This is a genomic window from Streptomyces sp. 891-h, assembly GCF_022760275.1.
GTDB classification, from domain to species: domain Bacteria; phylum Actinomycetota; class Actinomycetes; order Streptomycetales; family Streptomycetaceae; genus Streptomyces; species Streptomyces spirodelae.
On record NZ_CP050693.1, the window covers coordinates 5,443,569 to 5,469,933 of the forward strand.

Consider the following 26,365-nt stretch of genomic DNA (forward strand, 5'->3'; position numbering starts at 1 on the left):
GGTCGGGCCGGGTGCCTGGCGGCCGCCGTGCCGGCGGCGCTGTTGACGCTGTTGCGGGGGCCGGTCGTGCTGCGGTGTGCTCACGGCAGCAGCCAGTCGACGGGGCGCTGGGAGGCGAGGTGGACGGCGCCGCTGACGGGTGTCGCCGAGTCGGGCGCCGAGGGGGGACCGCCGCCGCGGGACCAGGCGTACCCCGACTTCGTCGCCGAGGAGCGCTTCAGCCGTATCCGGACGGCCAGCGGACGGCCCTCTCGGGTGAACTGCTGTGCCAAGTCCTTGTCTCCCAGGAAGCCGCTGATCTGCTGCCGGGTCTGCGGGGTCCGTCCGATGGCCTGCACCGTGCCGCGCAGCATCCCGTACCGGTCCGTGGGCACGGAGCCGACGGTCAGGTCGACCTTGGCGCCCACCGGTACCGTCGCCGCCTTGTCGGCGGGGACATAGAGCATGGCCACCAGCGGGTCGCCGGAGCTCTTGACGCGTTCGACGGTCGCCACGTCCGCTCCGGTGGTGACCACGGCGCCGACCTCGGCGGCCAGCGAGGTGACTCTGCCGCGGGCCACCGCGCGTACAGCGCGTACGCCGTCGTCCGTGCGCACACTCAGCACCGGTGCGTCCTTCTCCACCAGTTGCCCCGCCTTGACGTGCACGGCGGTCACCTGGCCCGCGACCGGGCTCTGGAGCAGGTAGCTGCCCTCGGTGTGGGTGAGGACGCCGGCGGCGGTGAGTTTGGAGGAGACCGTGCCGGTGACGGCCCAGACGGAACCCGCCGCCATCACCACAAGGGTGACGACGAGTACGAGAAGTCCCTGCGGCCGCGCGAAACGTACCGGAACGTCGAGTTCTTCGGGCGATTGCAGCTTGGCAAGCGCCTTTTGCCGGAACTCCACGTCACCTTTCCTTCACGTTTGTTTCTACGGTCGGTCACCGAAGTGGCGGCAACGGCGCATGACCGTAACACATAAGCCCCGGAACGCTGTTCCGGGGCTTATGGCTCCTGCCCGTGCCGGGAATCGCTACGGAAATTCCGAGCGGACACTCCGTGGCGCGGGAAAGGTGTCAGTCAATGACACCTGAAGTCCTGGCGAATGCTCAGGCCTGGGCGTCGGCACCGGCGCCGAGGGAGACGCCGACGCTCGGGAGGCCGTTGCTGGAAACGCCGCTGACGGTGTTGCCGACCAGGCCCTCAACGCCGTCGACGGTCCCGCCGGCCGCGCCGAGGGTCTCGTTCAGCAGGCCGCCGGAAACGGCGTCCAGCTCGGCGTCGGCAAGCTCGGCGGTCTCGATCTGGTGACGCATGAATGCGCTTCCCTTCATTGCTTTCGGGTTTATGAGGGGGACTCGCCCCTCGCGGCAGAAAATGCCGATCAGGGCGCTCATCAGTCGGGCGTGGTCACACCCGGAAAACCGGACGAATTCGGAACCGGTAGCGGTCGTTCCGCCCGACTGCTCGAAGAGCGAAACACGCCGGTGCAGCCATCCGCCACTTGAGGGTCCACTCGTCTCAAGATCTCCACATGGTGCACCGCCTGGTGAAGAGTCAGCACACCCCCGCCTCTTTTGTGCCGTCCGGTTCTGCGGCTTGTCCGCGCCGTTCGTTCTTGACGGCTCTGTGCGGGCTGCCTACCGTTCGCCCCAGGACAAGGGACGTTCTACCTCCGGCAGTTGGGAATCGCTCGATGCCGCACGAGTACGTCAGTTCCGTACCCTTCCGCGCCGGGAGCGAGGGCTACGCCAGCTTCCGCATCCCCGCCGTCGTCCGCGCGGCCGACGGCGCCCTGCTCGCCTTCGCCGAGGGCCGGGTCGACTCGGCCAAGGACAGCGGGAACATCGACATCGTCCTCAAACGCTCCACGGACGGCGGCCGCACCTGGGGCCGGCTGGCCGCCGTGGCCCGCTACGGCGACAGCGCGGGCGGCTCGCCGGGCGCCGGCCGCCGGGGCCGGGACTCCGGCGACGACCCGGCCGAAGGCACCGCCGGCAACCCGGCGCCCGTCGTCCTCGACGACGGGCGCGTCCTCCTCGTCTTCGTCACCAGCGCGGCCGACGCCACCGAGGAGCGCATCCGGCGCGGCGAAATCGACGCCGGGCAAGGGCGCCGCGTATGGGTGCGGTTCAGCGAGGACCACGGCCTCGGCTGGGCCGCGCCCCGCGAGATCACCGGCACCGCCAAGCACCCCGACTGGCGCTGGTACGCCACCACCCCGGGCCACGCCCTCCAGCTGAGCTCCGGACGGGTCCTTGTCCCCGCCAACCACTCCACGCCGCCCACCCTCTCCGGCGACGACGGCACCGAGGGCCGCTACAACGGCGGCCACGACCTCCTCAGCGACGACGGGGGCGCCACCTGGCGGATCGGCTACGTGGACGACAACCCCGACGGCCGGATCAACGTCAACGAGACCACGGCCGCCGAACTGACCGACGGCACGGTCTACTTCAACACCCGCAACGACTCCGAGGTACCCGAACACCGCGCCGAAGCGCGTTCCACCGACGGCGGCGAGACCCTGACCGCACCCTTCGCGCCCCAACCGCACCTCACGACCCCCGTCGTCGAGGCCTCCGTCCTCCAGCTCCGCGACCCGGATGTGCTCCTCTTCTCCGCACCCTCGCGCCCCGACACCCGCTACCGGATGTCCGTACGCGCCAGCACGGACGGCGGCGTCACCTGGCGCGAGGTCCACACCGTGGACGAGCGGCGGGCCGCGTACTCCGATCTGGTCCGGGCCGACCAGGAGACCGTCGGCCTCCTCTACGAGACCGGCGGCGACAGCGCCTACGAGACGATCACCTTCCGCCGTATCCCGGTGACGGACCTGGCCTGACCGCCACTACGCTCGACGGGTGCCCCGCCTTCACCGCATCACCACCCGTAACGCCCGCTTCCAGCAGTGGCAGGCCCTGCTGACCAACCGCACCAAGCGGCAGCGCGCCGGAGAGTTCCTGGTCCAGGGCGTACGGCCGATCACCCTCGCGGTCGGGGCCGGGTGGCCGACCACGGCCCTGCTGTACGCCGAGGGCCGCCGGCTCTCCGACTGGGCCCGCGAACTGCTCGACTCGCCCGCGCCCGGCGAGCGCATCGCCATGGCGCCCGAGCTGCTCGCCGAGCTGAGCGAGCGCACGGAGGGCGACGCCGAGCTGGTCGCCGTCGTACGGATGCCACCGGACGATCTGGACCGCATCCCCGTGGGCCCGGCCTTCCTCGGCGTTCTCTTCGACCGTCCCACCAGCCCCGGCAACATCGGCACCCTCATCCGCTCCGCCGACGCCTTCGGCGCCGACGGGCTGATCGTCACCGGGCACGCCGCCGACGTCTACGACCCCAAGTCCGTCCGCGCCTCCACCGGCTCCCTCTTCTCCCTCCCCGCCGTCCGCGTCCCCTCCCCGCGCCAGGTCGACGACTGGCTCTCGGCCCACGACATCACCGTCGTCGGCACCGACGAACACGGTGAGACGGCCCTGTTCGACGCCGAGCTGACCGGCCCCGTCCTCCTCCTGGTCGGCAACGAGACCACAGGCCTGAGCACCACCTGGCGCAACCGCTGCGACCGCACCGTCCACATCCCCATGCAGGGCTCCGCCTCCTCCCTCAACGCCGCGAACGCCGCCACGACAGCCCTCTACGAAGCCGCGCGGCAACGGCACCTGACCGGCCGGTAGTGATCGCCTTCACGCCGTTCGGCAGCGCCGAGGGGCGCCGCCAGGTGGCAGGATGCGGCGTATGACTTCTGTTGCCTCTTCGACTGCCGATGGCCGTGCGCCCAAGAAGGATCCCTGGGAGCTGCCCGATGTCTCCGGGATGCGCGTCGGGGTGCTCGGTGGGACCGGGGACCAGGGACGGGGGCTGGCGTACCGGCTCGCGCGGAGCGGGATGGCCGTGACCATCGGGTCGCGTGCCGCCGAGCGGGCGCGGCAGGCCGCGGAGGAGATCGGGCACGGGGTGCGCGGCGCGGACAACGCCGAGTGCGCCCGCGACTCCGACATCGTGATCGTGGCCGTCCCCTGGGAGGGGCACGCCAAGACGATCGAGTCGCTGCGCGAGGAGTTGACCGGCAAGCTGGTCGTGGACTGCGTCAACCCGCTGGGCTTCGACAAAAAGGGCGCCTACGCGCTGGTGCCCGAGGAGGGCAGCGCCGCCGAGCAGGCCGCCGCGCTGCTGCCGGACTCGCGGGTCACGGCCGCCTTCCACCACCTGTCGGCCGTGCTGCTCTCCGACCCGGAGGTCGAGGAGATCGAGACGGACGTGATGGTGCTGGGCGAGGTGCGAGCCGACTGCGAGATCGTGCAGGCGCTGGCGGCCCGCATCCCCGGGATGCGCGGTGTGTTCGCCGGGCGGCTGCGCAACGCGCACCAGGTCGAGTCGCTGGTCGCCAACCTCATCTCCGTCAACCGCCGCTACAAGGCTCACGCGGGCATCCGCCTCACCGACATCTGAAAGGCGGAAGACCGACAGACGGGCAGGCAGGGTGCGGTGGGGGTGCGGAGAATCCCCGGGGGCGGTTGGACGGTCGCCGTCGTGGTGGCGGCGGTGCTCGCCAGCTGCTCCCAGCAGGGCGAGGACAAGAGGGGGTCCGACGGCGGCAGCAGCGCGCGGCAGGCGTCCGCGCCGCTGAGCGTCGCCGCCGTGGAGCGGATGGCCGACGGGCCGGGTGCGAGCTGCCCCGTCCGCTACGACGTGGCTCGGGCCGCGCGGTCCGCCGGCCTTGACGGCGCAGTCGAGGCCGGCTCCGTCGAGGGGGAGCTGCCCGACGGTGCCGACTCCCCGCTGGCCCGGTCCGACGGCGCCCTCGTCGACTGCGGATACCGGCTGGGCAAGGAGCGGCTGCGCCTCTTCACGGTCGGCGTACGGAAGGGCCGCGCCGTCACCGTGCTGCTGCCCCAGATCCAGCACGACGCGCGGATCGGGATGGACGAGTTGCTCGACTACGCCGGCCGGCTCCAGCGGGACCGGCGCGGCGAGGTGCGGCTGACGCCCAGCGGGAACGTCGCCGCCGTCCGGCTGCCGGCAGCCGGTGAGGGCGACCTCGCCCTGGTCGTCAGCGCCGAGTACGGCGCCCGGCTCTCCCGTACGCAGCTCACCGAGCTGACGACGCGGCTGGCGGCCCAGGCCCGGCGCTAGGTCGCCCACGCCGGGGCGGTGCCGGTCGGCCGCCGCCGTGTAATCCTCCGTCCCTCCGGGCACCCCGCCCCTCGGACATGCGGGCCGCGCACACCCCGCACATCATGGGTGGAGCGGCGACCGGCCACGCGGCGCGCCCGCCAGGAGGCACGGATGGCACAGCAGCCCGTACCCGCCGCCGGACGGGCCGGGACGACGAGCGACGAACAGTCCTACACGCCGGACCCGCGGCGCTGGAAGGCGCTGTCGGTCTGCCTGCTCGTCGGCTTCATGTCCCTGCTGGACGTCTCGATCGTGAACGTCGCCCTGCCCGCCATCGAGAAGGGGCTGGGCGCCTCGGAGTCCGCCCTCTCCTGGGTGGTCTCCGGCTACGCCCTCACCTTCGGACTCGTCCTCGTACCCTCCGGGCGGATCGGTGACGCGCTCGGCAGGCGCACCGCCTTCCTGGGCGGCCTGACCCTGTTCACCGTCGCCTCGATGGCCTGCGGCTTCGCCCAGGGCGCCGGCTGGCTGGTGCTGGCCAGACTGGTGCAGGGCGTGGGCGGCGGACTGCTGATGCCGCAGATCTCCGGAATGATCCAGCAGCTCTTCCGGGGCGCCGAACGCGGCAAGGCCTTCGGCATGCTCGGCTCCACCATCGGCCTGTCCACCGCGGTCGGCCCGCTGCTGGGCGGGCTGCTCATCGCGGTCTTCGGCGCCGACGAGGGTTGGCGCTGGGTGTTCTTCGTCAACCTGCCCATCGGCATCATCGCCTTCCTCCTCGCCCTTCGCCTGGTGCCGCACGCCTGCGCCGAGCGCGACACCGCGCACCGCCACACGCTCGACCCGTTCGGCGTGCTGCTGCTGGGCGCGGGCGTGCTCGCCGTGATGCTGCCGCTGGTGCAGGAGCGGCAGTGGCACAGCCAGGCCAAGTGGCTGCTGGTGCTCCTGGGCGCGCTGCTGATCCTCGCCTTCGTGTGGTGGGAGCGGAGCTACCAGAGGCGCGGCAAAGAACCCCTGGTGGACCTACGGCTCTTCCAGGACCGCTCCTACTCGCTCGGGGCGCTGCTGGGGCTGGTCTACTTCGCCGGATTCACCACGATCTTCTTCATCTTCACCCTCTTCCTGCAGAACGGGATGCGCTACTCCGCGCTGCAGGCCGGGCTGACGCTGACCCCCTTCGCCGTCGGCTCCGCGATCTCGTCGGCCGTCGGCGGCCGGTTCATCACCCGGGTGGGCAGGCCGTTGATCGCCGCCGGTCTGGTGCTCGTCCTGCTCGGGCTGGGCGGCGCGGCGCTGGTCGTGCACGAGGTGCGGAACAGCAGCGTGGGCTGGGCGCTGATCGCACCCATGCTCTGTGGGGGGCTCGGCTCCGGGCTGGTCATCTCGCCCAACCAGACCCTCGCCCTGCGCTCGGTGCCCGTCGCCAAGGGCGGCGCCGCGGGCGGGGTGATCCAGACCGGCCAGCGGATCGGCTCGGCCGCCGGGATCGCCGCCGTGGGCGCCGTCTTCTTCGCCTGGCTGGCCAGCAGCCACAACTGGGCGACAGCGCTGGACTACGGACTGCTCACGGCCGTCTGCTTCGTCGCGGGCGCGCTGGCCGTGGCCGTCGCGGACATCGGGTACGGGCGCCGCGCCGCCCGCGCCGCCGCCCGGAATGCGGCCGGCCGGGAGGGGTGAGGGAGAATGGCCGGTGCACACCCCGCGCACCCCCGGCGCGCCGTCCTCTCGATGGAGACCGAGCCATGTCAGCCCCCACCCGCCGCATCCCCCAGGGCCTCGCCCTCTACGCGACCGTCATCTGCGTCCTCGCCGTCGCCGCAGCCGTGGTCTCCTTCGCGAAGGGCAGCTGGCTCGGCATCGTCTGGGTCCTGCTGGCGGGCCTGACCTCGAACATGGCCTGGTACTACCACCGCCGGACGGCGCGGGGTGCCGAGTAGCCGAACGTTGCGGTTACGGAAGCAGCACGTTCTGGGGTTCGCCCTCCCAGAAGCGGAAGTACTCCAGGCCGAGGAAGGTATCGAAGTCGGAGACGTTCATTCCGCGCAGCAGGCCGTCGACGAAGTCCCAGAAGACCTCGTTGACCTGCGGAATCCACAGGCAGCCGAAGACGATCAGCAGGCCGAACGGGGCGAAGGGCTCCGCCTGCTGCCGGGCCCGCGGGGACAGCCAGGGCTCGATGATGCCGAAGCCGTCCAGCCCGGGCACGGGCAGCAGGTTCAGCAGCGCGGCCGTCACCTGGAGCAGCGCGAGGAAGGCGAGGGCGCTGCGGAAGGCGACGGGTACGTCACGCATCGCGTCGAGCCAGAAGGGTGCGGTGAGCACGGCCGCGAACAGCGCGTTCGTCAGCGGACCCGCCGCCGAGATCACGCTGTGCTTCCACCGCCCCGCGATCCTGCCACGCTCGATGTAGACGGCGCCGCCGGGCAGCCCGATGCCGCCGAGGATCACGAAGATCACCGGCAGCACGATGCTGAGCATCGCGTGGGTGTAGTGCAGCGGGTTCAGCGTCAGATATCCCTTCGCGCCCACCGACACATCCCCGGCGCCGAGCGCGGAGCGCGCGTGCGCGTACTCGTGCAGGCACAGCGAGACGATCCAGCCGGAGACGACGAAGAAGAACACGGCGACGCCCGTGACGTCGGCCCAGCCGGCCCAGACGCCCCAGCCGGAGAGCGCCATGACGGCGACCAGTCCGAGGAAGACCGGGCTGATCCGGTGGTGGTCCGGGTGGGTGGCTGCGCTGGTCATGGGGCCAGACCGTACCGGCAGCCGGGCACGCGCCGCGAACCGCGCGCACGATACGGGCCGTTGGTACGCGAGCGCGCCATTGGCCCGTAGTGGCCGCCGTGGCCCGTATCGGCCGCCGCCGTCGCGCGTATCGGCCGCCCGCGGTCAGCTCAGGGAGCCGGCCGCGGTCAGCTCCGTGAGCCGGCCGCGACAGGAGCCGCTCCCGGCTCCGCCGCGGGCGCGGGCGCCGGCGTGGGCCCCTGCTCCCTGCCCGCCCGGCGCCCGCCCACCAGGGAAACCAGCGTGACGCCCCCGATGAGCAGCGCGGCGGCGAGGGCGTCCAGTGCGGTGATGCCCTCGTCGAGCAGCAGCGCGGCCGAGGTCATCCCGAAGACCGGCACCAGCAGCGTGAAGGGTGCGACGGACGAGGCGTCGTACCGTCGCAGCAGAAAGCCCCATACGCCGAAGCCGAACAGGGTGGCGGCCCAGGCGACGAAGCACAGGGCGCCCAGCCCGGCCAGGTCGAAGGAGCGGAGCGCGGCGAGATCGGCGTCCGGCCCCTCGAACAGCAGCGAGAGGGCGAACAGCGGAAGCGGCGGGACGAGACTGACCCACACCATCCACGACAGCGCGTCCGGCGGCGCGGCCTTGCGGGTCAGCACATTGGCCACGCCCCAGGCCGCGGCGGCGGCGATCACCAGGAGGAAGGCGCCCAGCGGCCCCGAGGCGCCCTGGCCGACGGCGGCCACCGCTATCCCGGCCAGCGCCACGGCCATCCCCGCCAGCCGTACGCGGCCGAGCCGTTCGCCCAGCGCCACGGCGGCGAAGACGGCGGTGAAGACCGCCTGCACCTGGAGGACGAGCGAGGAGAGCCCGGCGGGCATGCCCTGCCGCATGCCGAGGAACAGCAGCCCGAACTTCGCGACTCCCAGCGCCAGTCCCACTCCCAGGACCCAGCGCAGCGCCACCCGGGGACGGCGGACGAAGAAGACGGCGGGCAGCGCGGCGATCAGGAACCGCAGCCCGGAGAAGAGCAGCGGTGGAAAGTGCCGCAGCCCGATGTCGATGACGACGAAGTTGACGCCCCAGAGGGCGGCCACCAGCACCGCGAGGGCGCAGTGGAGAGGACTCAGACGCATGCCCCGATCGTCACCGCCCGCACTGTTCAGCACCAGCACGGATTCGTGCATGGTTGGATTCAGCAATACTGAACTGTCTTGGCGGGGACAGTCCCAGCGGGAGCACCCGCGCACGGAGGGAGTCACCCGCACACGGAGGGAGGCACCCAGACCATGCTCGATCTGTCCAGGCTCCGGGCCCTGCACGCCGTCCAGCTGCACGGCTCGGTGGGCGGCGCCGCACAGGCGCTCGGCTACACACCCTCCGCCGTCTCGCAGCAGATCGCCAAACTGGAGCGGGAGACCGGCACCACCCTGCTGGAGCGGCAGGGGCGCGGCATCGCGCTGACGGACGACGCGCTGATGCTCGTCCGCACCGCCGGGCAGATGCTCGAACTGGCCGAGCAGGCCGAGGTCGCGCTGGAGGAGCGCAAGGGCCGCCCCGCGGGCCGGCTGCGGCTCGCCGCCTTCCCCAGCGGCGCCCGCGGCCTGATGCCCGGGGTACTGGCCGAACTCGCCGCCGCCCACCCGGAACTGGACCTGCGGATGACGGAGGTCGACCCGCACCTGTCGGTGGGCCTGGTCGCCAGGGGCGAGATCGACCTGGCCCTCGCCCACGACTGGGACATCGCGCCGATGCCCGCGCCCGAGGGGGTACGCGCCATCCGGCTGGGCGAGGACCGCTGCGAGGTACTGGTACCGGCCGGGCATCCGCTCGCCGAACGCGACACGCTGCACACGGCCGACCTGGCCGGGCGGCGCTGGATCAGCCAGCCGCCCGGCACCGTCTGTCACGACTGGCTGCACACCACGCTGCGCGGCGCCGGCCAGGAGCCGGATGTCGCCCACTACGTCGCGGAGTTCCAGACCCAGATCGCCCTCGTGGCGGCGGGTCTTGGCATCGCGCTGCTGCCCCGGCTCGGGCGGGGGCCGCTGCCGGACGGGGTGGTGCTGCGTCCGCTGGACCCCGTCCCCACCCGCCGCCTGTTCGCCGTCACCCGCGACTGCCTGCTGCGCCGCCCGGCGGTCGGGGTGGCGCTGCGCGCCTTGCGCGACGCGACGGGCGGCGGACCGCTTCCGTAACGCTGCGAGTGCGACCGACAGGGTGGTGTGGACTCACCCAACGGGTGACCTTCCCCTGGGGATCTGCGCCACAGGCCGATACGCCTGCTCTCCTGATGCTGTGCGAGTGCACATTCCCCGAACTCCCGCCGATGGGGGCGGAGCAGACCGGGACAGCGAAAGGACAGAGTATGAGGAAGTCGGCAACAACCCGCCGCGTACGGTCGCTGACGGTGGTCGCGGCGATGGCGACCGCTCTCGTCGGCATGGCGCCGGTCGCTGCGGTAGCCGGTGACGGCCCGGGCGGCGGCCACCACCACAAGCGCGGTTACGTCTGCGACCGGCTGGAGCACGACGGCAAGGCCGCCGTCGGCAGCGGCCACTGCCGCGCCATCAACGCGCCGCGTCACGGCCACATCCGTGGCACCTTCACCATCGAGAACCGCAAGGGTCACCACCACCACAAGAAGGTGGTCTGCGTGGACAAGCACGGCAGCTCCGGCTACGCCAACACCCCCAAGTGGGTGCGCGGCAAGCACTGCTTCCACCACCACGGCTGACGCTCCACCCGGTGCCCCGCCCCGCACCGCGTGACGCCTGCCGACAAGCGGCGGGTGCGCACTGAGCAGCCGCGCGGGGCGTGGGTGCCGGAACCGGCCCGGGGCCGAACGGTCCCGGGCCGGTGGCAGTATGTGGGGGTGCGTTACCTCTACCGCGTTCTGGGCACCACGCAGGCCCTCCGCGAGGACGGCACCAGCGTGCCGATCGGCGGAGCCAGGCTGCGCGCTCTGCTGACCGCGCTCGCCCTCGCGGGAGGCCGCGCCGTACACACCGGCGAGCTCGTCTCCTGGGTGTGGGGCGAGCAGGAGGACCCGCCCGCCGACGAGACGGCGGCGCTCCAGGCCCTCGTCGGGCGGCTGCGCAGGTCCCTCGGGCGGGAGGCGGTCGGCTCCGTCGAGGGCGGCTACCGGCTGGTGGCGGCACGCGAGGACATCGATCTGCACCGCTTCGAGCGGCTGGCGTCCGAGGGCGCGGCGGCTCTTGCCGACGGTGACCCGGCCAAGGCGGCCGACCTGCTCGACGACGCCCTCGCGCTGTGGCGCGGCCCCGCGCTGGCCGACCTTCCCGACGGGGGAGGGGCCGCCGGTGTCCGGGCCGCCGACCGTCTGCTGGCGGCGCGCCGCCACCGGGCCGAGGCGGCACTCGCCCTCGGGCACGCCGAAACCGTTCTGCCCACGGTGCGTCAGCTCGCGGCCGAGCACCCGCTGAACGAACCGCTGCAGGCGCTGCTGCTGCGCGCCCTGCGGGACGCGGGCCGCGCCGCCGAGGCGCTGGCCGCCTACGACGCGGTCAGAGGCCGCCTCGCCGAGCAGCTCGGCACCGACCCGAGCCCGGAACTGCGCGCTCTGCACACCGAGTTGCTGGCCGCCGAGCCGGTCGCGGCCCCCGCACAGGCCCCGGCGGAGACGACCCTCACCCCCGCCGCGCGGCGGCCGCTCAGACGGGCGGCGGGCAATCTCCGCACCGGGCTGAACTCGTTCGTCGGCCGGGAAGCCGAGCTGGGGCAGCTGGGCCGCCGGCTGGGGACGGCGCGGCTGGTCACCCTCACCGGGCCCGGCGGCGCGGGCAAGACGCGGCTGTCGCTGGAGGCGGCGGCCCGGGCGCGTGCCGAGTACGACGAGGAGTGGGCGGACGGCGTATGGGTGGCCGAACTGGCGGCCGTACGCGACCCGGACGACCAGGGCGCCACGGCCGAAGCGGTGCTCACCGCGCTCGGCGGCCGCGAGACCGTGCTGACCGGCACCACTGCCGAGGGGCTGCGTGCCGCCACCGACCCCACTCTCGGCGACCCCCTCGCCCAGCTCGCCGAGCGCTGCGCGACCCGCCGGATGCTGCTGGTGCTGGACAACTGCGAGCACCTGATCGACGCAGCGGCCCGGGTCGTGGAGACGCTGCTGGTGGAGTGCCCCGGAGTGACCGTGCTCGCGACCAGCCGCGAGCCCCTCGGGGTGCCCGGCGAGGTCGTACGGCCCGTCGAGCCGCTGCCCGACCCGGTGGCGCTCCGGCTCCTGGCGGAGCGGGGAGCCGCGGCGCGCCCCGGCTTCCGGACAGCGGACGACCCGGAGGCGTGCGCGGAGATCTGCCGCAGGCTCGACGGGCTGCCGCTGGCCATCGAGCTGGCCGCAGCGCGGCTGCGCTCGCTCACCCCCGGCCAGCTCGCCCGCCGCCTCGACCACCGCTTCCGGCTGCTGACCAGCGGCAACCGTACGGTGCTGCCCCGTCAGCAGACGCTGCGCGCAGTGGTCGACTGGTCCTGGGAGCTGCTGGACGCTGCCGAGCGTGCGGTGCTGCGGCGGCTGGCGGTCTTCGCCGGTGGCTGCGAGCTGGAGCAGGCCGAGGAGGTGTGCGCGGACCTGGTCGAGGGGTCCGACGGGGACGTGGCGGCGCTGCTCAGCTCGCTTGTCGACAAGTCGCTGGTGGTGGCGGTGCCCGGCGAGGGCACGGCCGGGATGCGCTACCGGCTGCTGGAGACCGTCGCGGAGTACGCGGCCGAGAAGCTGGACGAGGTGCCCGGCGAACGCGAGCGCGCCGAGCGCCGCCATCTGACCGTCTACCGGGAGCTGGCCCGCACCGCCGACCCGCTGCTGCGCGGACCCCGGCAGGTGGTGTGGCTCGACCGGCTGGAGCGCGAGCACGACAACATCCGCACCGCGCTGCGCCGGGCCGTCGCCGCGGGCGACGAGCACGAGGCGCTGTGCCTGGTCCTGTCGATGGGCTGGTTCTGGCAGCTGCGCGGCCACCGCGGTGACGTACGCACCTGGGCCCAGGCGGTGCTCCGGCTCGGCCCCGACCCCTTCGGCTCCCCACCGCGCCCCGCGCAGCCGCTGTACGAGTCGTGCACCGCCACCCCGCCGCCGATGGACGAGGAGCAGCTGTGGGAGGCCAGGCGCGGGGTGCGGCTGATGGCGCTGGCCGACGCGGACGAGGGAATCGAGAAGTTCCAGGCCCCCGAACGCCAGGCCGAGCTGCGCAACATCACCCAGGTCTACTCGCCCGGAATGCCGCAAGTGTGCCGGATTCCCGGCTGCATGTGGTTCTTCGCCTGGCTGATGACCGGTGACTTCGGGAAGCTGGCCGAGCTGTCCGACGCCTTCGTGGCCGGCTGCCGCGAGCTGGGCTACGAGTGGGAGCTGGCCTTCGCGCTGCAGCTGCGGGCCAAGCTGACCAGCGACCACCCCGCCTCCTGGGAGCAGTCGGCGGCGGACGCGGTGGAGAGCCTGGAGATCTTCCGCCGGGTGGGGGACGCCTGGGGAGAGGCCGAGGCGCTCTCCAGCCGGGCCGAAGCCGCCACGGCACGCGGGGAGTTCGCCCAGGCCGCCGCGTCCTGCCGGCTGGCCATCACCCGGGCCGAGCAGCTGGGTGCGCACAGCCAGGTACCGCAGCTCAAGTCCCGCCTCGGCTCGGTGCTGGTGGAGCTGGGCGACCCGGAGCAGGCTGCCGAGGGCGAGCGGCTGATGCGGGAGGCCGTCGAGGACTCCGACCACATCGGAGGGGACGGCCCCAACTTCGCGGCCATCCAGTACGCCGTCTTCCTCACCCGGCAGGGGCTGGCCGAGGAGGCCAGGGAGCTGCTGATACCGCTGGAGGCCGAGTTCGCCGACCGGGTGCCGCAGCTGTTCGCGGGGATGATCGAGGGGATCCTGGCCTGGACGTACGTCGTCGACGGCCGGTCCGCCGAGTCGCTGGCCAAGGTCCGGCAGTCCATTGTCAAGACCCGCGATGTGATGGCGGAGGCGGTCGCCCCGCACCTGACTCTCAGTCAGCTGCTGACCGCCGCGCGTGCCCTGGCCCAGTTGGGCCGCGGTGAGCAGGCGGGGCGGCTGGTGGGCGCCTACGACGGTTTGTCCAAGCTGCCACAAGGGCACTTCCCGCACCCCGTCGAGCGCGAGTCGCGGGCGGCCGCCGAGGCGGCTGTGCGGGAAGTGCTGTCCGATCAGGCGTATGCGGGCGCTTACGCCTCGGGCCACGGCCTGACCACCGACGAGGCCGTGTCCCTGGTGCGGGAGAGCTGAGCGGCCGGCCGGGTGCCGGCCGGCCCAGCTCTCCCGCCGGCGGCCGGTCTCAGGTCTTCTTGCGGAACTTCGAGATGGCGATCGGCGCCGTCAACAGCGTCAGCCCCGCCGACCAGATCACCGTCCACATCACCGGGTTGCCGACCTCGCCCTGGCCCAGCATCAGCCCCCGGGCGGCGTCCGCGAGATGGGTGAGCGGGTTGACGTCCGTGAACGCCTTCAGCCAGCCCGGCATGGTGCCGGTCGGCACGAAGACCGAGGAGCCGAACTGGAGCGGCATCAACACCAGGAACGAGACGCCCTGCACGGCCTGGGCCGTGTTCATCGTCAGCCCCAGCAGGATGAAGATCCACAGCAGCGAGGCGCCGAACAGCGCGGTCAGCCCGATGGCGGCCAGCATGCCCAGCCAGTGCCCGTTGATGTCGAAGCCGACCAGGAAGCCCACGGTCAGCAGCACCGTGACGGCGACCAGCATGCGGCCGATCTCGACGACCGACTTGGCTATCAGCACCGAGGAGCGGGCGATCGGCATGGACCGGAAGCGGTCCATCACGCCCTTGCGGAAGTCCTCGTTGATGCCGGTGCCCACGGCCATCGCGATGGACATGCCCATCATGCCCATCATGCCGGGGATCAGATACTGCACATACTGGTCCCGGTCACCGCCGCCACCGCTGCCGCCGATGGCGCCACCGAAGACGTAGACGAACAGCAGCGTGAAGATGACGGGCATCAGCAGCGCGTCCATCATCGACTCGGGGTCCTGCTTGATCTGCAGGGCGTTGCGGCGGACGAGCGCGCCGATGTGCCGCAGGTTGGCCTGCAGCCCGATCCGGCCCTCCACCGAGGCGGGCTTGCCGGGCGCGGGGTTCGTCCCGGCCCCGGACCCGGAGGGGGCCTGCTGGGATCCGGGCGCTTTGACGGTGGCGGTACTCACGCCGCGACCTCCTCGAGTTCGTTCTCTTCGTCCTGGTGGGTGGCCTTCTGGCCGGTGAGGGCGAGGAACACCTCGTCCAGGCTGGGCAGGTGGGTGGCGATGTCGGCTATCGCGAAGCCGCGTTCGCCCAGCAGCGCGACCACGGCCGTCAGCTGTTCGTCGCTGACGATCGGGACGCTGACGATGCCGGACTCCTCGTCGCCGGTGGCGCCGGCCACCCCGTCCAGGCCCGCCTGGGCGATGGCCCCGACCATGCGCGTCAGCTCGCCCGGGTCGGCCGGGCGGATCTCCAGGGTGCGGCCGCCGACCTTCGCCTTCAGCTCCGGAACCCTGCCCTCGGCGATGACCCGGCCGCGGTCGATGACCGTCAGCTCGCCGGCCAGCTGCTCGGCCTCCTCCATGTACTGGGTGGTGAGCAGCACGGTGTTGCCGTCGGCCACGATGTTCTTGACCTCGTCCCACACCTCGTTGCGGGTACGCGGGTCCAGGCCCGTGGTGGGCTCGTCCAGATACAGCACCTTGGGGCGGCCGATCATGGAGGCCGCCAGGTCGAGCCGGCGGCGCATCCCACCGCTGTACTTCATCACGGGGCGCCGGGCCGCGTCGGTGAGGGAGAACCGCTCCAGCAGCTCGTCGGCGCGCTTGCGGGCCTCGCTGCGGGGCAGGTCGAGCAGCCGCCCGATCATGTAGAGGTTCTCCCAGCCGGCCAGCTTCTCGTCCACCGAGGCGTACTGGCCGGTCAGGCCGATGGTGCGGCGGAGCTCGCGCGGCTGGCGCACCACGTCGAACCCGGCGACCTTCGCCGTGCCGCCGTCGGGCTGCAGCAGGGTGGAGAGCATCCGGACGAGCGTCGTCTTGCCCGCGCCGTTGGGGCCCAGCACACCCATCACGGTGCCCTCGCGCACATCGAGGTCGATGCCGTCGACGGCCTTCGTCTCCCCGAAGTGCTTGACCAGTCCGCGGACCTCGACCGCGTTCGTCGTCTTCTCTCGCGTCATGTCGTCAATATGACAGCCGCCACTGACAAACGACCGACAGCCGACCGACAGCCCACCGACAGTCGAGCCCTGCTCTGTCGGTGGGCCGTCGTCAGCGGGTGTCCGCCGAGCCCTCCGCCTTACTCGAAGGAGTGCTCCGCCGCCGGGTACGCGCCCGCAGTGACGTCCTCGGCGAAGGCGCGGGCCGCGTCCCCGAGCGCGGAGCGCAGCTGTGCGTACTGCTTCACGAAGCGCGGCAGCTTGCCGGGGGTGAGGCCCGCCATGTCGGTCCACACCAGCACCTGGGCGTCGCACTCCGGCCCCGCGCCGATGCCGACCGTGGGCACGTGCAGCGCCCGGGTGACCTCGGCGGCCAGCGGCGCGGGCACCATCTCCAGGACGACGGCGAAGGCCCCGGCGTCCTGGACGGCCTTGGCGTCGCGCATCAGCTGGTCGGCCGCCTCCTCGCCGCGGCCCTGCACCCGGTAGCCCATGGTGTGCACGGACTGCGGTGTCAGCCCGACATGGGCCATCACCGGGATGCCGGAGCTGACCAGCCGCCCGATCTGGTCGGCGGAGCGCTCGCCGCCCTCCAGCTTGACGGCCTGCGCCCCCGCCTCCTTGACGAGCCGGGTGGCGCTGCGCAGCGCCTGGACCTCTCCTTCCTGGTACGAGCCGAACGGCAGGTCGGCGACGATCAGGGCGCGGCTGCTGCCCCGTACGACGGCGGCGGTCAGCATGGTCACCTCGTCCATGGTGACGGGCACCGTCGTCTCGTAGCCGAGGTGACAGTTGCCCATCGAGTCGCCGACGAGCATGACGGGAATGCCGGCCTCGTCGAAGACCGAGGCGGTCATCGCGTCGTAAGCGGTGAGCATGGGCCACTTCTCGCCTCGCTCCTTGGCGAGTGCGAGGTCGCGCACGGTCACACGGCGATTACGGGTTCCCCCGTAGAGCGTCTGCGGCATGGCATTGACTCCTGTGGTCGTCTCGAAGCGCCCCAACGGCGTCTCCGGATCCGCTGTCCATGCTGGCACGCCCCTCCGCTGCCCGGTAGAGGGCCCGGCCGCCGGCACTCATGACCGAGTTTTTACGAAACGGAACGGCCCCGTTTCGTAAATCGGACTACGCTTCCCGTCATGAGTACCCCCAGTTCCCCGGCACCGGCCGGGGCGAGTGAGCAAGCCGCGCCGGCTCATCGGCGCCGCTGGACGGTCCTCGGTGTGCTGATGCTCAGCCTGCTGGCCGTCGTCCTGGACAACAGCATCCTCAACGTGGCGATGAAGACCCTCGCCCAGCCCGCGCCCACCGGGATCGGCGCCACCCAGAGCGAGCTCGAGTGGGCCATCAACTCCTACACGCTCGTCTTCGCCGGCTTCCTGTTCACCGCCGGGCTCCTCGGCGACCGGCTCGGCCGCAAGAAGGTGCTCTTGTCCGGGCTGCTGGTCTTCGGGCTCGGCTCCCTGCTCGCCGCCTTCTCCCAGAGCCCCGGCGAACTGATCTTCTACCGCGCCCTGATGGGGCTCGGCGCGGCCTTCGTCATGCCGGCCACCCTCGCCATCCTGATGAACGTCTTCCCCCGCGAGGAACAGCCCAGGGCCATCGGTATCTGGGCGGGCGCCGTCGGGCTCGGCATCGCGGCAGGACCCATCACCGGCGGGGTGCTGCTCGACCACTTCTGGTGGGGCTCGGTCTTCCTGGTCAACGCGCCCGTCGTGTGCCTCGCGCTGGTGGCGATCCTGCTGCTGGTGCCCGACTCCCGCGACCCCGCGCCCGGTCGGCTGGACCCACTGGGCGTGCTGCTCTCGGTCGCCGGGCTGGTGCTGCTGGTCTACGGGATCATCGAGGGCGGGCAGCTCGCCGACTTCACCGAGCCGAAGGTACTGGCAACGGCGGGCGGCGGCGTCCTGTTGCTGCTGCTGTTCCTGCTGCACGAGAGGCGCACCACGCACCCCGCGCTCGATGTGCGCTACTTCCGCAAGCCCGCCTTCTCGGCCGCCGTCGCTGCGATCGCGCTGGTCTTCTTCGCCCTCATGGGCGCGATGTTCTTCAGCGTCTTCTACATCCAGAGCGTGCGCGGCTTCAGCCCGCTGGAGGCCGGACTGCTGCTGCTCCCGCTGGCCGCGGCCCAGATGATCTTCGCGCCCCGTGCCGCCAAGGCCGTCGCCCGCTTCGGCGCCAAGGCGGTGTGCACCACGGGGCTGCTGCTGGTTGCCGCGGGCATGTTCGCCTTCACCACGCTGGACGAGACGACGCCGCTGTGGGTGCTGGAAGTGATCTTCTTCGTGATGGGCAGCGCCATGGCCCATGTGATGCCGCCCGCCACCGTCTCCATCATGCAGTCGATGCCGCGCGAGAAGGCGGGCTCCGGATCGGCCGTCAACAACACCTTCCGCCAGGTCGGCGGGGCGCTCGGGGTCGCCGTCCTCGGCTCGCTGCTCTCCACCCGCTACCGGGACGGCATCGGCGGCGCCCTCGAGGCCACGCCGCAGCTGCCCGCGGGCGCGCGGCACGAGGCGGGCGAGTCCATCGAGGCCACCCTCGCGCTCGCCGACCGGCTCGGCCCCGCGGGGCGGGCGCTGGTGGCCCCCGCCAAGTCGGCCTTCGTCGACGCCATGCACACCACCGTGCTCGCCTCCGGCGCCGTCGCGCTGCTGGGCGCGCTGGTCGTCGCCGTCTGGCTGCCGGGCAAGCCCGCCGAGGAAGACGCGCGAGAGGATGAGACCGGCGGGGAAGAGGAGACGGAGCGAGTGGGGACGGAGCGGTGAGCCTGCGGTGAAGCGCGAGGGTGACAGCGGCGTCGGGGCAACGGGCGGCGGCAGCGGCGCCGGGGCAGCGGCGCCCGAGCGGGAAGGGGGTGTGCCCCTCCCGGCCGGGAAGCCCCGCGGGCGGCCGCGCAGCGAGGCCGTCGAGCGTGCCATCGTCGAAGCGGTGACACGGCTGCTGGAGGAAGGCGTCTCCTACGAAGCGCTCTCCATCGAGCGGATCGCGCGCACCGCGGGCGTCGGCAAGGCCGCCGTCTACCGGCGCTGGTCCGGCAAGGACGAACTGTTCCTGTACGTCGTCAGGGAGCTGGAGGAGCTGCCGTACGAGGGCCCGAGGGAGGGGCCGCTGCGCGAGGTGCTCGTCGGGGCGCTGGAGTGGCTGCGCGAGGTCGGGCTCGCCAAGCGGCGTTCCGCGCTGCTGCGGGTGGTGGCCGGCCAGGTGCACTCGCATCCCGGGCTGTGGCAGCGCTACCGGGAGACCGTCGTCGGCGCCCGGCGCGAGCGGCTGGCCGCCGTGCTGCGGCGGGGCATCGACCACGGCGAGCTGCGGGACGACATCGGGGTCGATGTGCTCATCGACCTGCTGACCGCGCCGATACTCGCCCGCATCCTGCTGCGGGAGGGCGAGGAACTCCCCGAGGAGATGCCCCGTCAGATCGTCGACGCCTTCCTGGACGGCCTGCGCCCTCGGACGTGAGCACCGGGCCGGCGCCGTGCTGCGGTGACGGCCCGCCGACGGAGGGGAGTCCGGTGGAGGGACGGCACGGCGGGGGAGTGCGGGAGTCCGTGGCCGCCGCGTGCGGCTGATGTGCTGGTTGTGTCACAGTCCCGATCCCGCCCCGACCTGCTGGAACCCGCGCGCGGCCGCGTCTCGTCCTCCTCTCGGACTCCACAACGGACTTCAGGGCGAAAGCGGCAGTTGAACGGAAAGGTTTAACTGCATAAAAACGGGCATCGCCTATCGTTCATCGGGCACCAGCACAGGCAAGTGAGGACGGCGGATGGCGCGCGCGTACACGTCGGAGGCCGCGTACAGCGAGAACGGCGGCGAACGACAGGGACTGTGGTCCCGCTACACCGGCAACCGCTCCCGCGGCGGCTTCGCGGGGTGGTCGGGGTCTGGCAAATGGCGGCGAGGGATGCTGCTCGCGGCGCTGGCCCTGCTGCTGGGACTGGCCTTCTTCCTGCACGCCGAGGTTCCCAACGCCATCGGCAACCTCGGCTCGCTGTGGGAGACGTTCCTGCCCTGGGGCGGACTGCTGATCGTCGTCCTGCTCGTCGCCGCCGTGCTGCGCCGCTCGGCGACGGCGCTGGTCGCGCTGCTGGTGCCGACGCTGATGTGGGTGAACCTCTTCGGCGGCCTGTTCAACGACAAGACCGGCAGCGGCCCGGCCGACCTCACCGTCGTCACCCACAACGTCAACGCGGACAACGCCGACCCCCGGGGCACCGCCAAGTCGCTGGCCGGCTCGGGGGCCGACATCCTCGCGCTGGAGGAGGTCTCCCCGGCCCAGGCCGCCTCCTACCGGTCCGAACTCGGCAGGACATACCGGTTCCACAAGCTCACCGGCACGGTCGGGATCTGGTCCAAGTACCCGATGAGCGACATCAGGACCGTCGACATCAAGATGGGCTGGCCGCGTGCCATGCGCGCCACGGTGCGCACCCCCAAGGGCGAGGTCGCCGTGTACGCCGCGCATCTGCCCTCGGTCCGGGTGCAGTTCCGCTCCGGCTTCACGGCCGGCAAGCGGGACGGCAGCGCCGAGGCGCTCGGTGAGGCGATCGCCCACGACCCGGCGGACAAGGTCCTGCTCCTCGGCGACCTCAACGGCACCATGAACGACCGCGCGCTGGCGCCCATCACCTCCCAGATGCGGTCCGCGCAGGGCGCGGCGGGCGACGGCTTCGGCTTCACCTGGCCCGCCTCGTTCCCGATGGCACGGATCGACCAGATCATGGTCAAGGGCGCCGACCCGGTCTCCGCGTGGACGCTGCCGGCGACCGACAGCGACCACCTGCCGATCGCCGCGAAGATCGACTTGACGGAGTAGGGGCACGGCCGGGGGCAGCCCCGTACCGCCAGGCCGGCCGGGTTTCCACGGCCCGTAACGTCGCGTTTTGCGCCGTGGAACATCTGGCTGCGAGACTTTGTTGCAGTCCCAAACATAGACCCGCACCGGCGGGTGCTCAGCAATGTAATCGATTACCTCACTCTTACGCGTAAGAAAGGTCTGCGCATGCCTCTGGCTCTGCTCGCACTCGCCGTGGGCGCCTTCGGTATCGGCACCACCGAGTTCGTGATGATGGGCCTGCTGCCGAACGTCGCCGACGATCTCGGCACATCCGTTCCGACCGCGGGGTACCTGGTCTCCGCCTACGCCCTCGGGGTCGTGCTCGGAGCCCCCCTGCTGACCACCCTCGGCGCCCGCGTCCCGCGCAAGCTGATGCTGCTGCTGTTGATGGGGCTGTTCACCCTCGGCAACCTCGCCTCAGCGCTCGCTCCCGGGTTCGGCACCCTGCTGGCGGGCCGGGTGCTGGCGGGCCTGCCGCACGGCGCGTTCTTCGGCGTCGGCGCCGTGGTCGCGGCCCGGCTGGTGCGCGAGGGCCGCGCGGCCCGCGCCGTTGCCACGATGTTCCTGGGGCTGACCGTCGCCAACATCGTCGGCGTACCCGGCGGCACCGCGCTGGGCCAGCAGCTCGGCTGGCGCGCCACCTTCGTGGTCGTCACCCTCATCGGCCTGGCCGCCATGACGGCACTCGCGCTGCTGGTTCCCCGGATGCCGCTGGAGCACCAGGGCGGCGTACGCCACGAACTGCGCGCCCTGGGCAACCGCCAGGTCGTCCTCGGGCTGCTGACCGCCGTCTTCGGCTTCGGCGGCGTCTTCGCCGTCTACAGCTACCTCGCCTCGATGATGACCGAGGTCACCGGGCTCGCCGAGACCTCGGTGACCTGGGTGCTCGCCCTCTTCGGCATCGGCATGACGCTGGGCACCCTGGTTGCCGGGCCGCTCACCGACCGGGCCCCGCGCCGCACTCTGTACGCGGCACTGGGGCTGATGGCCGTGCTGATGGTCACCTTCCACTTCGCGGCGCCCGTGAAGTGGGCCGCGCTGACGCTGGTGGGGCTGCTGGGAGCCGTGGGCTTCCTGATCACCACGCCGGTCCAGATGCTGGTGATGCGGGCCGCCGCGCAGGCGCCCACCATCGCCTCGGCCTCCAACCACTCCGCGTTCAACCTCGCCAACGCGGGCGGGGCCTGGCTCGGCGGTGTCGTCATCGCCGCAGGCTGGGGCTGGATGTCCCCCACCCTGGTCGGCGCGGCCCTCGCCCTGGCCGGACTCGCCATCGCCGTGACGGCGGGGATGCTCGACCGCGGCGACTCGCGGGTGGTGGCCCGGGCGAGCGATGTCCCGGTGGGGGCGCCTTCCGCGCACTAGGACGCGCCCCTGTGGTCCGTGGCCTTCCGCCCCATGGTGAGCAGAGCTCACCATGGGGCGTTTGTGTCGCAGGGGAAATATGTGACCTGTGTCACTACGAATGCCAGTGGCAGTTGCCCCGGCCTGTGCATACGCTCTTCGCGTCACACGGGGGCCACCAACTTGCTTGCACAGCAAGGAAGTTGGTGGGGCTTGGCACTCCCGTGAGGTCCGTTCGTGTCCTAGAGGGAGGAACTCCTGTGAGATCCCGTTCGGCCCGTATCGCCGTCACCGCCGCATCGGTGGCGCTCCTCGGCACCCTGGCCGCCGCCGCACCGGCCGTGGCCGCCCCCGCCGACAACGCCGCACCCGTCGCCGCGTCCACCACGCAGCAGGCCGCCGCCTGGGAGTTCGTCGCCTGGTACCCCAACAAGACGCAGTGCCAGTCGGGCGGCGAGTACTACAAGAGGCACGGCTACAGCGCCTACATCTGCCAGCTCGACCCGCTGCGCGGCTGGGCGCTCTACGTCCAGGAGTGACACCGCGAGCGCACGCGCTCCCCGTTCGGCGCATCTGAACTCAGGGCCCGCCCGGCTCCCCCGCGGGCGGGCCCTGACCCACTCCGGGCCACTCCGGGCCGCCCTGCTCGCGCCCCGCCGTTGACCGTCAGCCCTCGCGCCAGAGGCTGGTGATCGGCAGCCGGCGGTCCTTGCCGAAGCCCTTGGGGGAGATCTTGGTGCCCGGAGGGTACTGGCGGCGCTTGTACTCGGCGCGGTCCGTCATCCGCAGCACCCGGACCACGGTCTGCGCGTCGAAGCCCGCCTCCACGATGGCGGCCGCGCCCTGGTCGCCGTCCACGTACCGCTTCAGGATGCGGTCGAGGACCTCGTAGTCGGGCAGCGAGTCGGTGTCCACCTGGCCGGGTGCCAGCTCGGCGCTGGGCGGCTTGGTGATGGAGCGCTCGGGGATGGGCGGGGTCTCGCCGCGCTCCTCGGCGGCGCGGTTGCGCCACTTCGCGAGGCGGAAGACGTTCGTCTTGTAGACATCCTTGATCGGCCCGTAGGCGCCCACCGCGTCGCCGTACAGCGTCGAATAGCCCACCGCCAGCTCGGACTTGTTGCCCGGGGCCAGCACGATGTGGCCCTCCTGGTTGGAGACGGCCATCAGCAGCGTGCCGCGCAGCCGTGCCTGGAGGTTCTCCTCGGCGAGCCCGGTGAGGCCGAGCGAGTCCATGTAGGCGGCGAACATCGGCTCGATTCCGACGGTGCGGAAGTTGAGCCCGGTGCGCTCCGCCAGCTCGGCGGCGTCCTCCTTGGAGTGCTCCGAGGAGTACCGCGAGGGCATCGAGATCCCGTACACGTTCCCGGCCCCGACCGCGTCGCAGGCGATCGCGGCCGTCAGCGCCGAGTCGATGCCGCCGGACAGGCCGATCAGCACCGAGCGGAAGCCGTTCTTGGCCGCATACGCGCGCAGCCCGACGACCAGTGCGTGGTAGGTCTCCTCGTCGTCGTCCATCCGCGGCGCCTCACCGCCGGTGTGCTCCGCCGGGTAGCCGGGCAGCGGCTCGGACGAGATGACGCGGTGCTCCACGCGCAGCCCGTCGTCCACGGTCCCCGAAGGGGCCGTCGGTGCGGCGGCGGGCAGCTCCAGGTCGAGGACCAGGCAGCTCTCCTCGAACTGCGGGGCGCGTGCCAGCACCTCTCCCCCGGGGCCGACGACGATCGAGTCGCCGTCGAAGACCAGCTCGTCCTGGCCGCCGATCTCCGCCAGATACGCCGTGGTGCACCCGGCCTCCTGCGCGCGCTTGCGCACCAGCTCCAGCCGGGTGTCGTCCTTGTCCCGCTCGTAGGGGGAGGCGTTGACCGAGAGCAGCAGCCCGGCGCCCACGGTGCGCGCTGCCGGGACCCGGCCGCCCTCCTGCCACAGGTCCTCGCAGATGGCGAGCGCCACATCGACGCCGTGCACCCGGATCACCGGCATGGTGTCGCCGGGCACGAAGTAGCGGAACTCGTCGAAGACGCCGTAGTTGGGCAGGTGGTGCTTGGCGAAGGTCAGCACGATCTCGCCGCGGTGCAGCACGGCCGCCGCGTTCTGCGGAGCCCCGGCGGGCTGGCCGTAGCGGGGCTGCACCTGTTCGCAGCGGTCCAGGTAGCCGACGACGACGGGTACCTCGCCCAGCCCCTCGTCGGCCAGCCGCACGGCGAGGTCCCGCACGGCGGTGCGGCTCGCCTCGACGAACGAGCGCCGCAGCGCCAGGTCCTCGACCGGATAGCCGGTCAGCATCATCTCCGGGAACGCGACCAGATGGGCGCCGTGTTCGACGGAGTGCCGGGTCCACTGGACGACGGAGGCGGCGTTCCCCTCCAGATCGCCGACGGTGGAATCGACCTGGTTCAGCGCGAGACGTAGTTGAGGCACGAGGCCGAGTGTAATCGTCGGGCTGACGTTATGGGCGGAGGAGGTCCTGTGAGACCTCCTCCGCACCACTACTTACGGTAGCCGAGCACGGTCATCATGCCTGCCTGGCTGTGGTAGACGTTGTGGCAATGGACCAGCCACAGGCCCGGGTTGTCGGCCTCGAAGTCCGCCTCCAGGGTCTTCCCCGGCAGCACGATCGCGGTGTCCTTGCGGGGTCCGTCGTCCGGTAGGGCGAACGTGTGGCCGTGCAGGTGCAGCGGGTGCCACATCTCCGTCATGTTCACGAAGCGCAGCCGCACCCGCTCACCCGCTGTGACGGGGTGCCGCTGATCCGGGGTGTACTGCTTGCCGTTGAAGCCCCAGTCGTACGCGGCCATGGAACCCGTCAGCCGCAGCGTGACCGTGCGGTCGGGCCGGCCGGGGGACAGCCGGGCCGACTCCGCCGCCTCGAGCTGCCCGGCGGTCAGCGGCCTGCCGCGCTCCAGCTCCTCCGGGCGGACGGAGGCCGCGGGCGCCGCGCCCGGCGCCGTGCGCAGCAGTGCCCGGGCCGTCGCCTTCTTGCCCTCGGCCAGCGCGGTGAGCGGGAAGACGCCGTCCCCGGCCGTGACGAGCACGTCGTAGCGCTCGCCCATGCCCAGCAGCAGCGCGTCGGTGTCCTTGTGCTCGACCGGGTAGCCGTCGGTGTGGGTGACGGTCATCCGGTGGCCGCCGAGCGCCACCCGGAAAGCCGTGTCACCGCCCGCGTTGATGAAGCGGATGCGGATACGGTCGCCCGGCTCGGCCCTGAACGTCTCGGGGTTCGTGGCGGTACGCCCGTTGACCAGGTAGTACGGGTACTTCACATCGCCCGCGTCGCCGCCGAGCAGCTCGCTGGTGGCACCCATCAGCATCCGGGAGGGGCCCTTGCCGGCCGGACGGCTCCCGCCCATGCCGTGGATCCCCGTCATGCCGTGCATGTCATGGCCGCCGCTGTCGCCGCTCTCCTCGCCGTCGCTCTTGCCGCCGTGCTCGCCGTTCTTGCCGTCTTTGCTGTTCTCGCCGCCGTGCCCGGCGCCGTGCTCCATGCCCCGGCGCAGTTCGGCCAGGACGCCGTCGGGGGTGGAGCCCTCGACGCCGTCCAGCCAGTCGTCGAGGACGACCACCCACTCCTTGTCGTACCGCAGCGGCTCCCTGGGGTCCTCCACGATCAGCGGCGCGTAGAGCCCGCGGTCCCGCTGGCCGCCGGAGTGCGGATGGAACCAGTAGGTGCCCGGGTCCGGCACCGCGAAGCGGTAGGTGAAGTCGGCGCCCGGCCGGATCTCCCGCTGGGTGAGACCGGGCACGCCGTCCATGTCGTTGCGGAGGGCGAGACCGTGCCAGTGCACAGAGGTGGGTGCCGAGAGGTGGTTGGCGAGGGTGACGTCGAGGGTGCTGCCCGCGCTGACGCGGATCTCCTTGCCGGGCACCCGGTCGCCGTAGGCCCAGGTGGGGACGGTGCCCTCGGCCCCCAGCTCCAGGCTGGTGCGGGTGGCGGTGAGCCGGACCCGCTCGGTACGGCCACGGGAGCGGCGGGCCTCGGCGGCGCGGACCTCGGGGCCGTCGGGCTCGACATAGCCGGCGGGGGCCTTGGCGTCGGAGCGCCGTGCGGTGTCCGAGCAGGCGGTCAGGAAACCGGCCCCGGCGAGCGCGGCGCCGGTGCCGAGCACGGCTCGGCGTGTGAAGTGGGAACGCATATGTGTGCCTTCGGTGTTGTCGATGGTTGCGGTGCGGATGCGCCGCAGGGGCGCGGCCC

Annotated in this window: 23 protein-coding genes; 14 read left to right on the forward strand and 9 right to left on the reverse strand. The window is 72.2% G+C overall.

Translation table 11 applies throughout. The annotated features are described in order from the left end of the window. Nucleotides 1-80: 80 nt before the first annotated feature. Together HC362_RS23880 and HC362_RS23885 are read right to left on the reverse strand one after the other, a co-directional pair. Nucleotides 81-887 (reverse strand): HlyD family efflux transporter periplasmic adaptor subunit, encoded by an 807-nt coding sequence (locus HC362_RS23880; RefSeq protein WP_243086111.1) that lies wholly within the window; start codon nt 885-887, stop codon nt 81-83. A gap of 202 nt (nt 888-1,089) precedes the next feature. Then, the gene (locus tag HC362_RS23885; protein WP_243086112.1) at nt 1,090-1,377 is read right to left on the reverse strand and encodes a hypothetical protein; all 288 of its coding nucleotides are present in this window, start codon (nt 1,375-1,377) and stop codon (nt 1,090-1,092) included. 299 nt (nt 1,378-1,676) lie between these two features. Between HC362_RS23885 and HC362_RS23890 the strand changes: the two genes are divergently transcribed. From HC362_RS23890 to HC362_RS23915, 6 genes are all read left to right on the forward strand, one after another. Next, entirely contained in the window at nt 1,677-2,825 is a 1,149-nt protein-coding gene (locus HC362_RS23890; protein WP_243086114.1) for a sialidase family protein, read from the forward strand. Between the two features lie 19 nt (nt 2,826-2,844). Beyond that, nucleotides 2,845-3,660, forward strand: coding sequence for a TrmH family RNA methyltransferase (locus HC362_RS23895; protein ID WP_243086116.1), 816 nt, complete (start codon nt 2,845-2,847; stop codon nt 3,658-3,660). A 61-nt stretch (nt 3,661-3,721) separates the two neighbouring features. Then, nucleotides 3,722-4,435 (forward strand): NADPH-dependent F420 reductase, encoded by a 714-nt coding sequence (npdG, locus tag HC362_RS23900; protein WP_243086118.1) that lies wholly within the window; start codon nt 3,722-3,724, stop codon nt 4,433-4,435. Nucleotides 4,436-4,477: 42 nt separating this feature from the next. Continuing rightward, nucleotides 4,478-5,119 carry a hypothetical protein gene (locus HC362_RS23905; protein WP_243086120.1) on the forward strand — a complete coding sequence of 214 codons (642 nt, stop codon included), beginning with the start codon at nt 4,478-4,480 and terminating at the stop codon, nt 5,117-5,119. Between the two features lie 153 nt (nt 5,120-5,272). Then, the gene (locus tag HC362_RS23910) at nt 5,273-6,778 is read left to right on the forward strand and encodes an MFS transporter (protein ID WP_243086122.1); all 1,506 of its coding nucleotides are present in this window, start codon (nt 5,273-5,275) and stop codon (nt 6,776-6,778) included. A gap of 65 nt (nt 6,779-6,843) precedes the next feature. Further along, nucleotides 6,844-7,038, forward strand: coding sequence for a hypothetical protein (locus tag HC362_RS23915; RefSeq protein WP_243086124.1), 195 nt, complete (start codon nt 6,844-6,846; stop codon nt 7,036-7,038). Nucleotides 7,039-7,051: 13 nt separating this feature from the next. On the opposite strand, the gene HC362_RS23920 is transcribed toward HC362_RS23915, so the two are convergent. After that, entirely contained in the window at nt 7,052-7,849 is a 798-nt protein-coding gene (locus HC362_RS23920) for a site-2 protease family protein (protein ID WP_243086125.1), read from the reverse strand. Nucleotides 7,850-8,016: 167 nt separating this feature from the next. Continuing rightward, nucleotides 8,017-8,961, reverse strand: a complete 945-nt coding sequence (locus HC362_RS23925) for an EamA family transporter (RefSeq protein ID WP_243088783.1) — start codon at nt 8,959-8,961, stop codon at nt 8,017-8,019. 159 nt (nt 8,962-9,120) lie between these two features. Between HC362_RS23925 and HC362_RS23930 the strand changes: the two genes are divergently transcribed. The 3 genes from HC362_RS23930 to HC362_RS23940 all read left to right on the forward strand — a co-directional run bounded on the left by HC362_RS23930 (nt 9,121) and on the right by HC362_RS23940 (nt 14,081). After that, nucleotides 9,121-10,029: a LysR family transcriptional regulator gene (locus HC362_RS23930; RefSeq protein WP_243086127.1), complete on the forward strand. Its 909-nt coding sequence runs from the start codon at nt 9,121-9,123 to the stop codon at nt 10,027-10,029. A 170-nt stretch (nt 10,030-10,199) separates the two neighbouring features. Beyond that, on the forward strand, nt 10,200-10,568 hold the full coding sequence (locus tag HC362_RS23935) for a hypothetical protein (protein ID WP_243086129.1): 369 nt from the start codon (nt 10,200-10,202) through the stop codon (nt 10,566-10,568). Nucleotides 10,569-10,700: 132 nt separating this feature from the next. Further along, nucleotides 10,701-14,081, forward strand: a complete 3,381-nt coding sequence (locus HC362_RS23940) for a BTAD domain-containing putative transcriptional regulator (RefSeq protein ID WP_243086131.1) — start codon at nt 10,701-10,703, stop codon at nt 14,079-14,081. A 49-nt stretch (nt 14,082-14,130) separates the two neighbouring features. Here the strand turns inward: HC362_RS23940 and HC362_RS23945 are convergent, their stop codons facing one another. The 3 genes from HC362_RS23945 to panB form a co-directional block, all read right to left on the reverse strand. Next, nucleotides 14,131-15,018 (reverse strand): ABC transporter permease, encoded by an 888-nt coding sequence (locus HC362_RS23945; RefSeq protein ID WP_243086133.1) that lies wholly within the window; start codon nt 15,016-15,018, stop codon nt 14,131-14,133. Beyond that, nucleotides 15,015-16,016, reverse strand: coding sequence for an ATP-binding cassette domain-containing protein (locus tag HC362_RS23950; protein WP_243086134.1), 1,002 nt, complete (start codon nt 16,014-16,016; stop codon nt 15,015-15,017). The genes HC362_RS23945 and HC362_RS23950 overlap by 4 nt, the downstream gene beginning before the upstream one ends. A gap of 119 nt (nt 16,017-16,135) precedes the next feature. Beyond that, nucleotides 16,136-16,963 (reverse strand): 3-methyl-2-oxobutanoate hydroxymethyltransferase, encoded by an 828-nt coding sequence (gene panB / locus HC362_RS23955; RefSeq protein ID WP_243086136.1) that lies wholly within the window; start codon nt 16,961-16,963, stop codon nt 16,136-16,138. A 171-nt stretch (nt 16,964-17,134) separates the two neighbouring features. On the opposite strand from panB, the gene HC362_RS23960 reads away from it, so the two are divergent. From HC362_RS23960 to HC362_RS23980, 5 genes are all read left to right on the forward strand, one after another. Then, nucleotides 17,135-18,763, forward strand: coding sequence for an MFS transporter (locus HC362_RS23960; protein WP_243086137.1), 1,629 nt, complete (start codon nt 17,135-17,137; stop codon nt 18,761-18,763). Nucleotides 18,764-18,770: 7 nt separating this feature from the next. Continuing rightward, nucleotides 18,771-19,457, forward strand: coding sequence for a TetR/AcrR family transcriptional regulator (locus HC362_RS23965; RefSeq protein WP_243086139.1), 687 nt, complete (start codon nt 18,771-18,773; stop codon nt 19,455-19,457). 304 nt (nt 19,458-19,761) lie between these two features. Further along, nucleotides 19,762-20,811, forward strand: a complete 1,050-nt coding sequence (locus HC362_RS23970) for an endonuclease/exonuclease/phosphatase family protein (RefSeq protein ID WP_243086140.1) — start codon at nt 19,762-19,764, stop codon at nt 20,809-20,811. Nucleotides 20,812-20,997: 186 nt separating this feature from the next. Continuing rightward, nucleotides 20,998-22,197 carry an MFS transporter gene (locus tag HC362_RS23975; protein WP_243086142.1) on the forward strand — a complete coding sequence of 400 codons (1,200 nt, stop codon included), beginning with the start codon at nt 20,998-21,000 and terminating at the stop codon, nt 22,195-22,197. Nucleotides 22,198-22,436: 239 nt separating this feature from the next. Beyond that, nucleotides 22,437-22,715 carry a hypothetical protein gene (locus HC362_RS23980; protein ID WP_243086143.1) on the forward strand — a complete coding sequence of 93 codons (279 nt, stop codon included), beginning with the start codon at nt 22,437-22,439 and terminating at the stop codon, nt 22,713-22,715. Nucleotides 22,716-22,842: 127 nt separating this feature from the next. Here HC362_RS23980 and HC362_RS23985 read toward each other — a convergent pair whose 3' ends face one another. Further along, nucleotides 22,843-24,594 carry an NAD+ synthase gene (locus HC362_RS23985; protein WP_243086144.1) on the reverse strand — a complete coding sequence of 584 codons (1,752 nt, stop codon included), beginning with the start codon at nt 24,592-24,594 and terminating at the stop codon, nt 22,843-22,845. A 68-nt stretch (nt 24,595-24,662) separates the two neighbouring features. Then, entirely contained in the window at nt 24,663-26,306 is a 1,644-nt protein-coding gene (locus HC362_RS23990) for a multicopper oxidase family protein (RefSeq protein WP_243086146.1), read from the reverse strand. Nucleotides 26,307-26,365: the final 59 nt, after the last annotated feature.

What these genes read in the sequence shown, in the direction of transcription:
- HC362_RS23885 (WP_243086112.1), bottom strand. Translation starts at nt 1,377, where the DNA reads ATGAGCGCCCTGATCGGCATTTTCTGCCGCGAGGGGCGAGTCCCCCTC.
- HC362_RS23890 (WP_243086114.1), top strand. Translation starts at nt 1,677, where the DNA reads ATGCCGCACGAGTACGTCAGTTCCGTACCCTTCCGCGCCGGGAGCGAG.
- npdG (WP_243086118.1), top strand. Translation starts at nt 3,722, where the DNA reads ATGACTTCTGTTGCCTCTTCGACTGCCGATGGCCGTGCGCCCAAGAAG.
- HC362_RS23910 (WP_243086122.1), top strand. Translation starts at nt 5,273, where the DNA reads ATGGCACAGCAGCCCGTACCCGCCGCCGGACGGGCCGGGACGACGAGC.
- HC362_RS23915 (WP_243086124.1), top strand. Translation starts at nt 6,844, where the DNA reads ATGTCAGCCCCCACCCGCCGCATCCCCCAGGGCCTCGCCCTCTACGCG.
- HC362_RS23920 (WP_243086125.1), bottom strand. Translation starts at nt 7,849, where the DNA reads ATGACCAGCGCAGCCACCCACCCGGACCACCACCGGATCAGCCCGGTC.
- HC362_RS23930 (WP_243086127.1), top strand. Translation starts at nt 9,121, where the DNA reads ATGCTCGATCTGTCCAGGCTCCGGGCCCTGCACGCCGTCCAGCTGCAC.
- HC362_RS23935 (WP_243086129.1), top strand. Translation starts at nt 10,200, where the DNA reads ATGAGGAAGTCGGCAACAACCCGCCGCGTACGGTCGCTGACGGTGGTC.
- HC362_RS23950 (WP_243086134.1), bottom strand. Translation starts at nt 16,016, where the DNA reads ATGACGCGAGAGAAGACGACGAACGCGGTCGAGGTCCGCGGACTGGTC.
- panB (WP_243086136.1), bottom strand. Translation starts at nt 16,963, where the DNA reads ATGCCGCAGACGCTCTACGGGGGAACCCGTAATCGCCGTGTGACCGTG.
- HC362_RS23960 (WP_243086137.1), top strand. Translation starts at nt 17,135, where the DNA reads ATGAGTACCCCCAGTTCCCCGGCACCGGCCGGGGCGAGTGAGCAAGCC.
- HC362_RS23970 (WP_243086140.1), top strand. Translation starts at nt 19,762, where the DNA reads ATGGCGCGCGCGTACACGTCGGAGGCCGCGTACAGCGAGAACGGCGGC.
- HC362_RS23975 (WP_243086142.1), top strand. Translation starts at nt 20,998, where the DNA reads ATGCCTCTGGCTCTGCTCGCACTCGCCGTGGGCGCCTTCGGTATCGGC.
- HC362_RS23990 (WP_243086146.1), bottom strand. Translation starts at nt 26,306, where the DNA reads ATGCGTTCCCACTTCACACGCCGAGCCGTGCTCGGCACCGGCGCCGCG.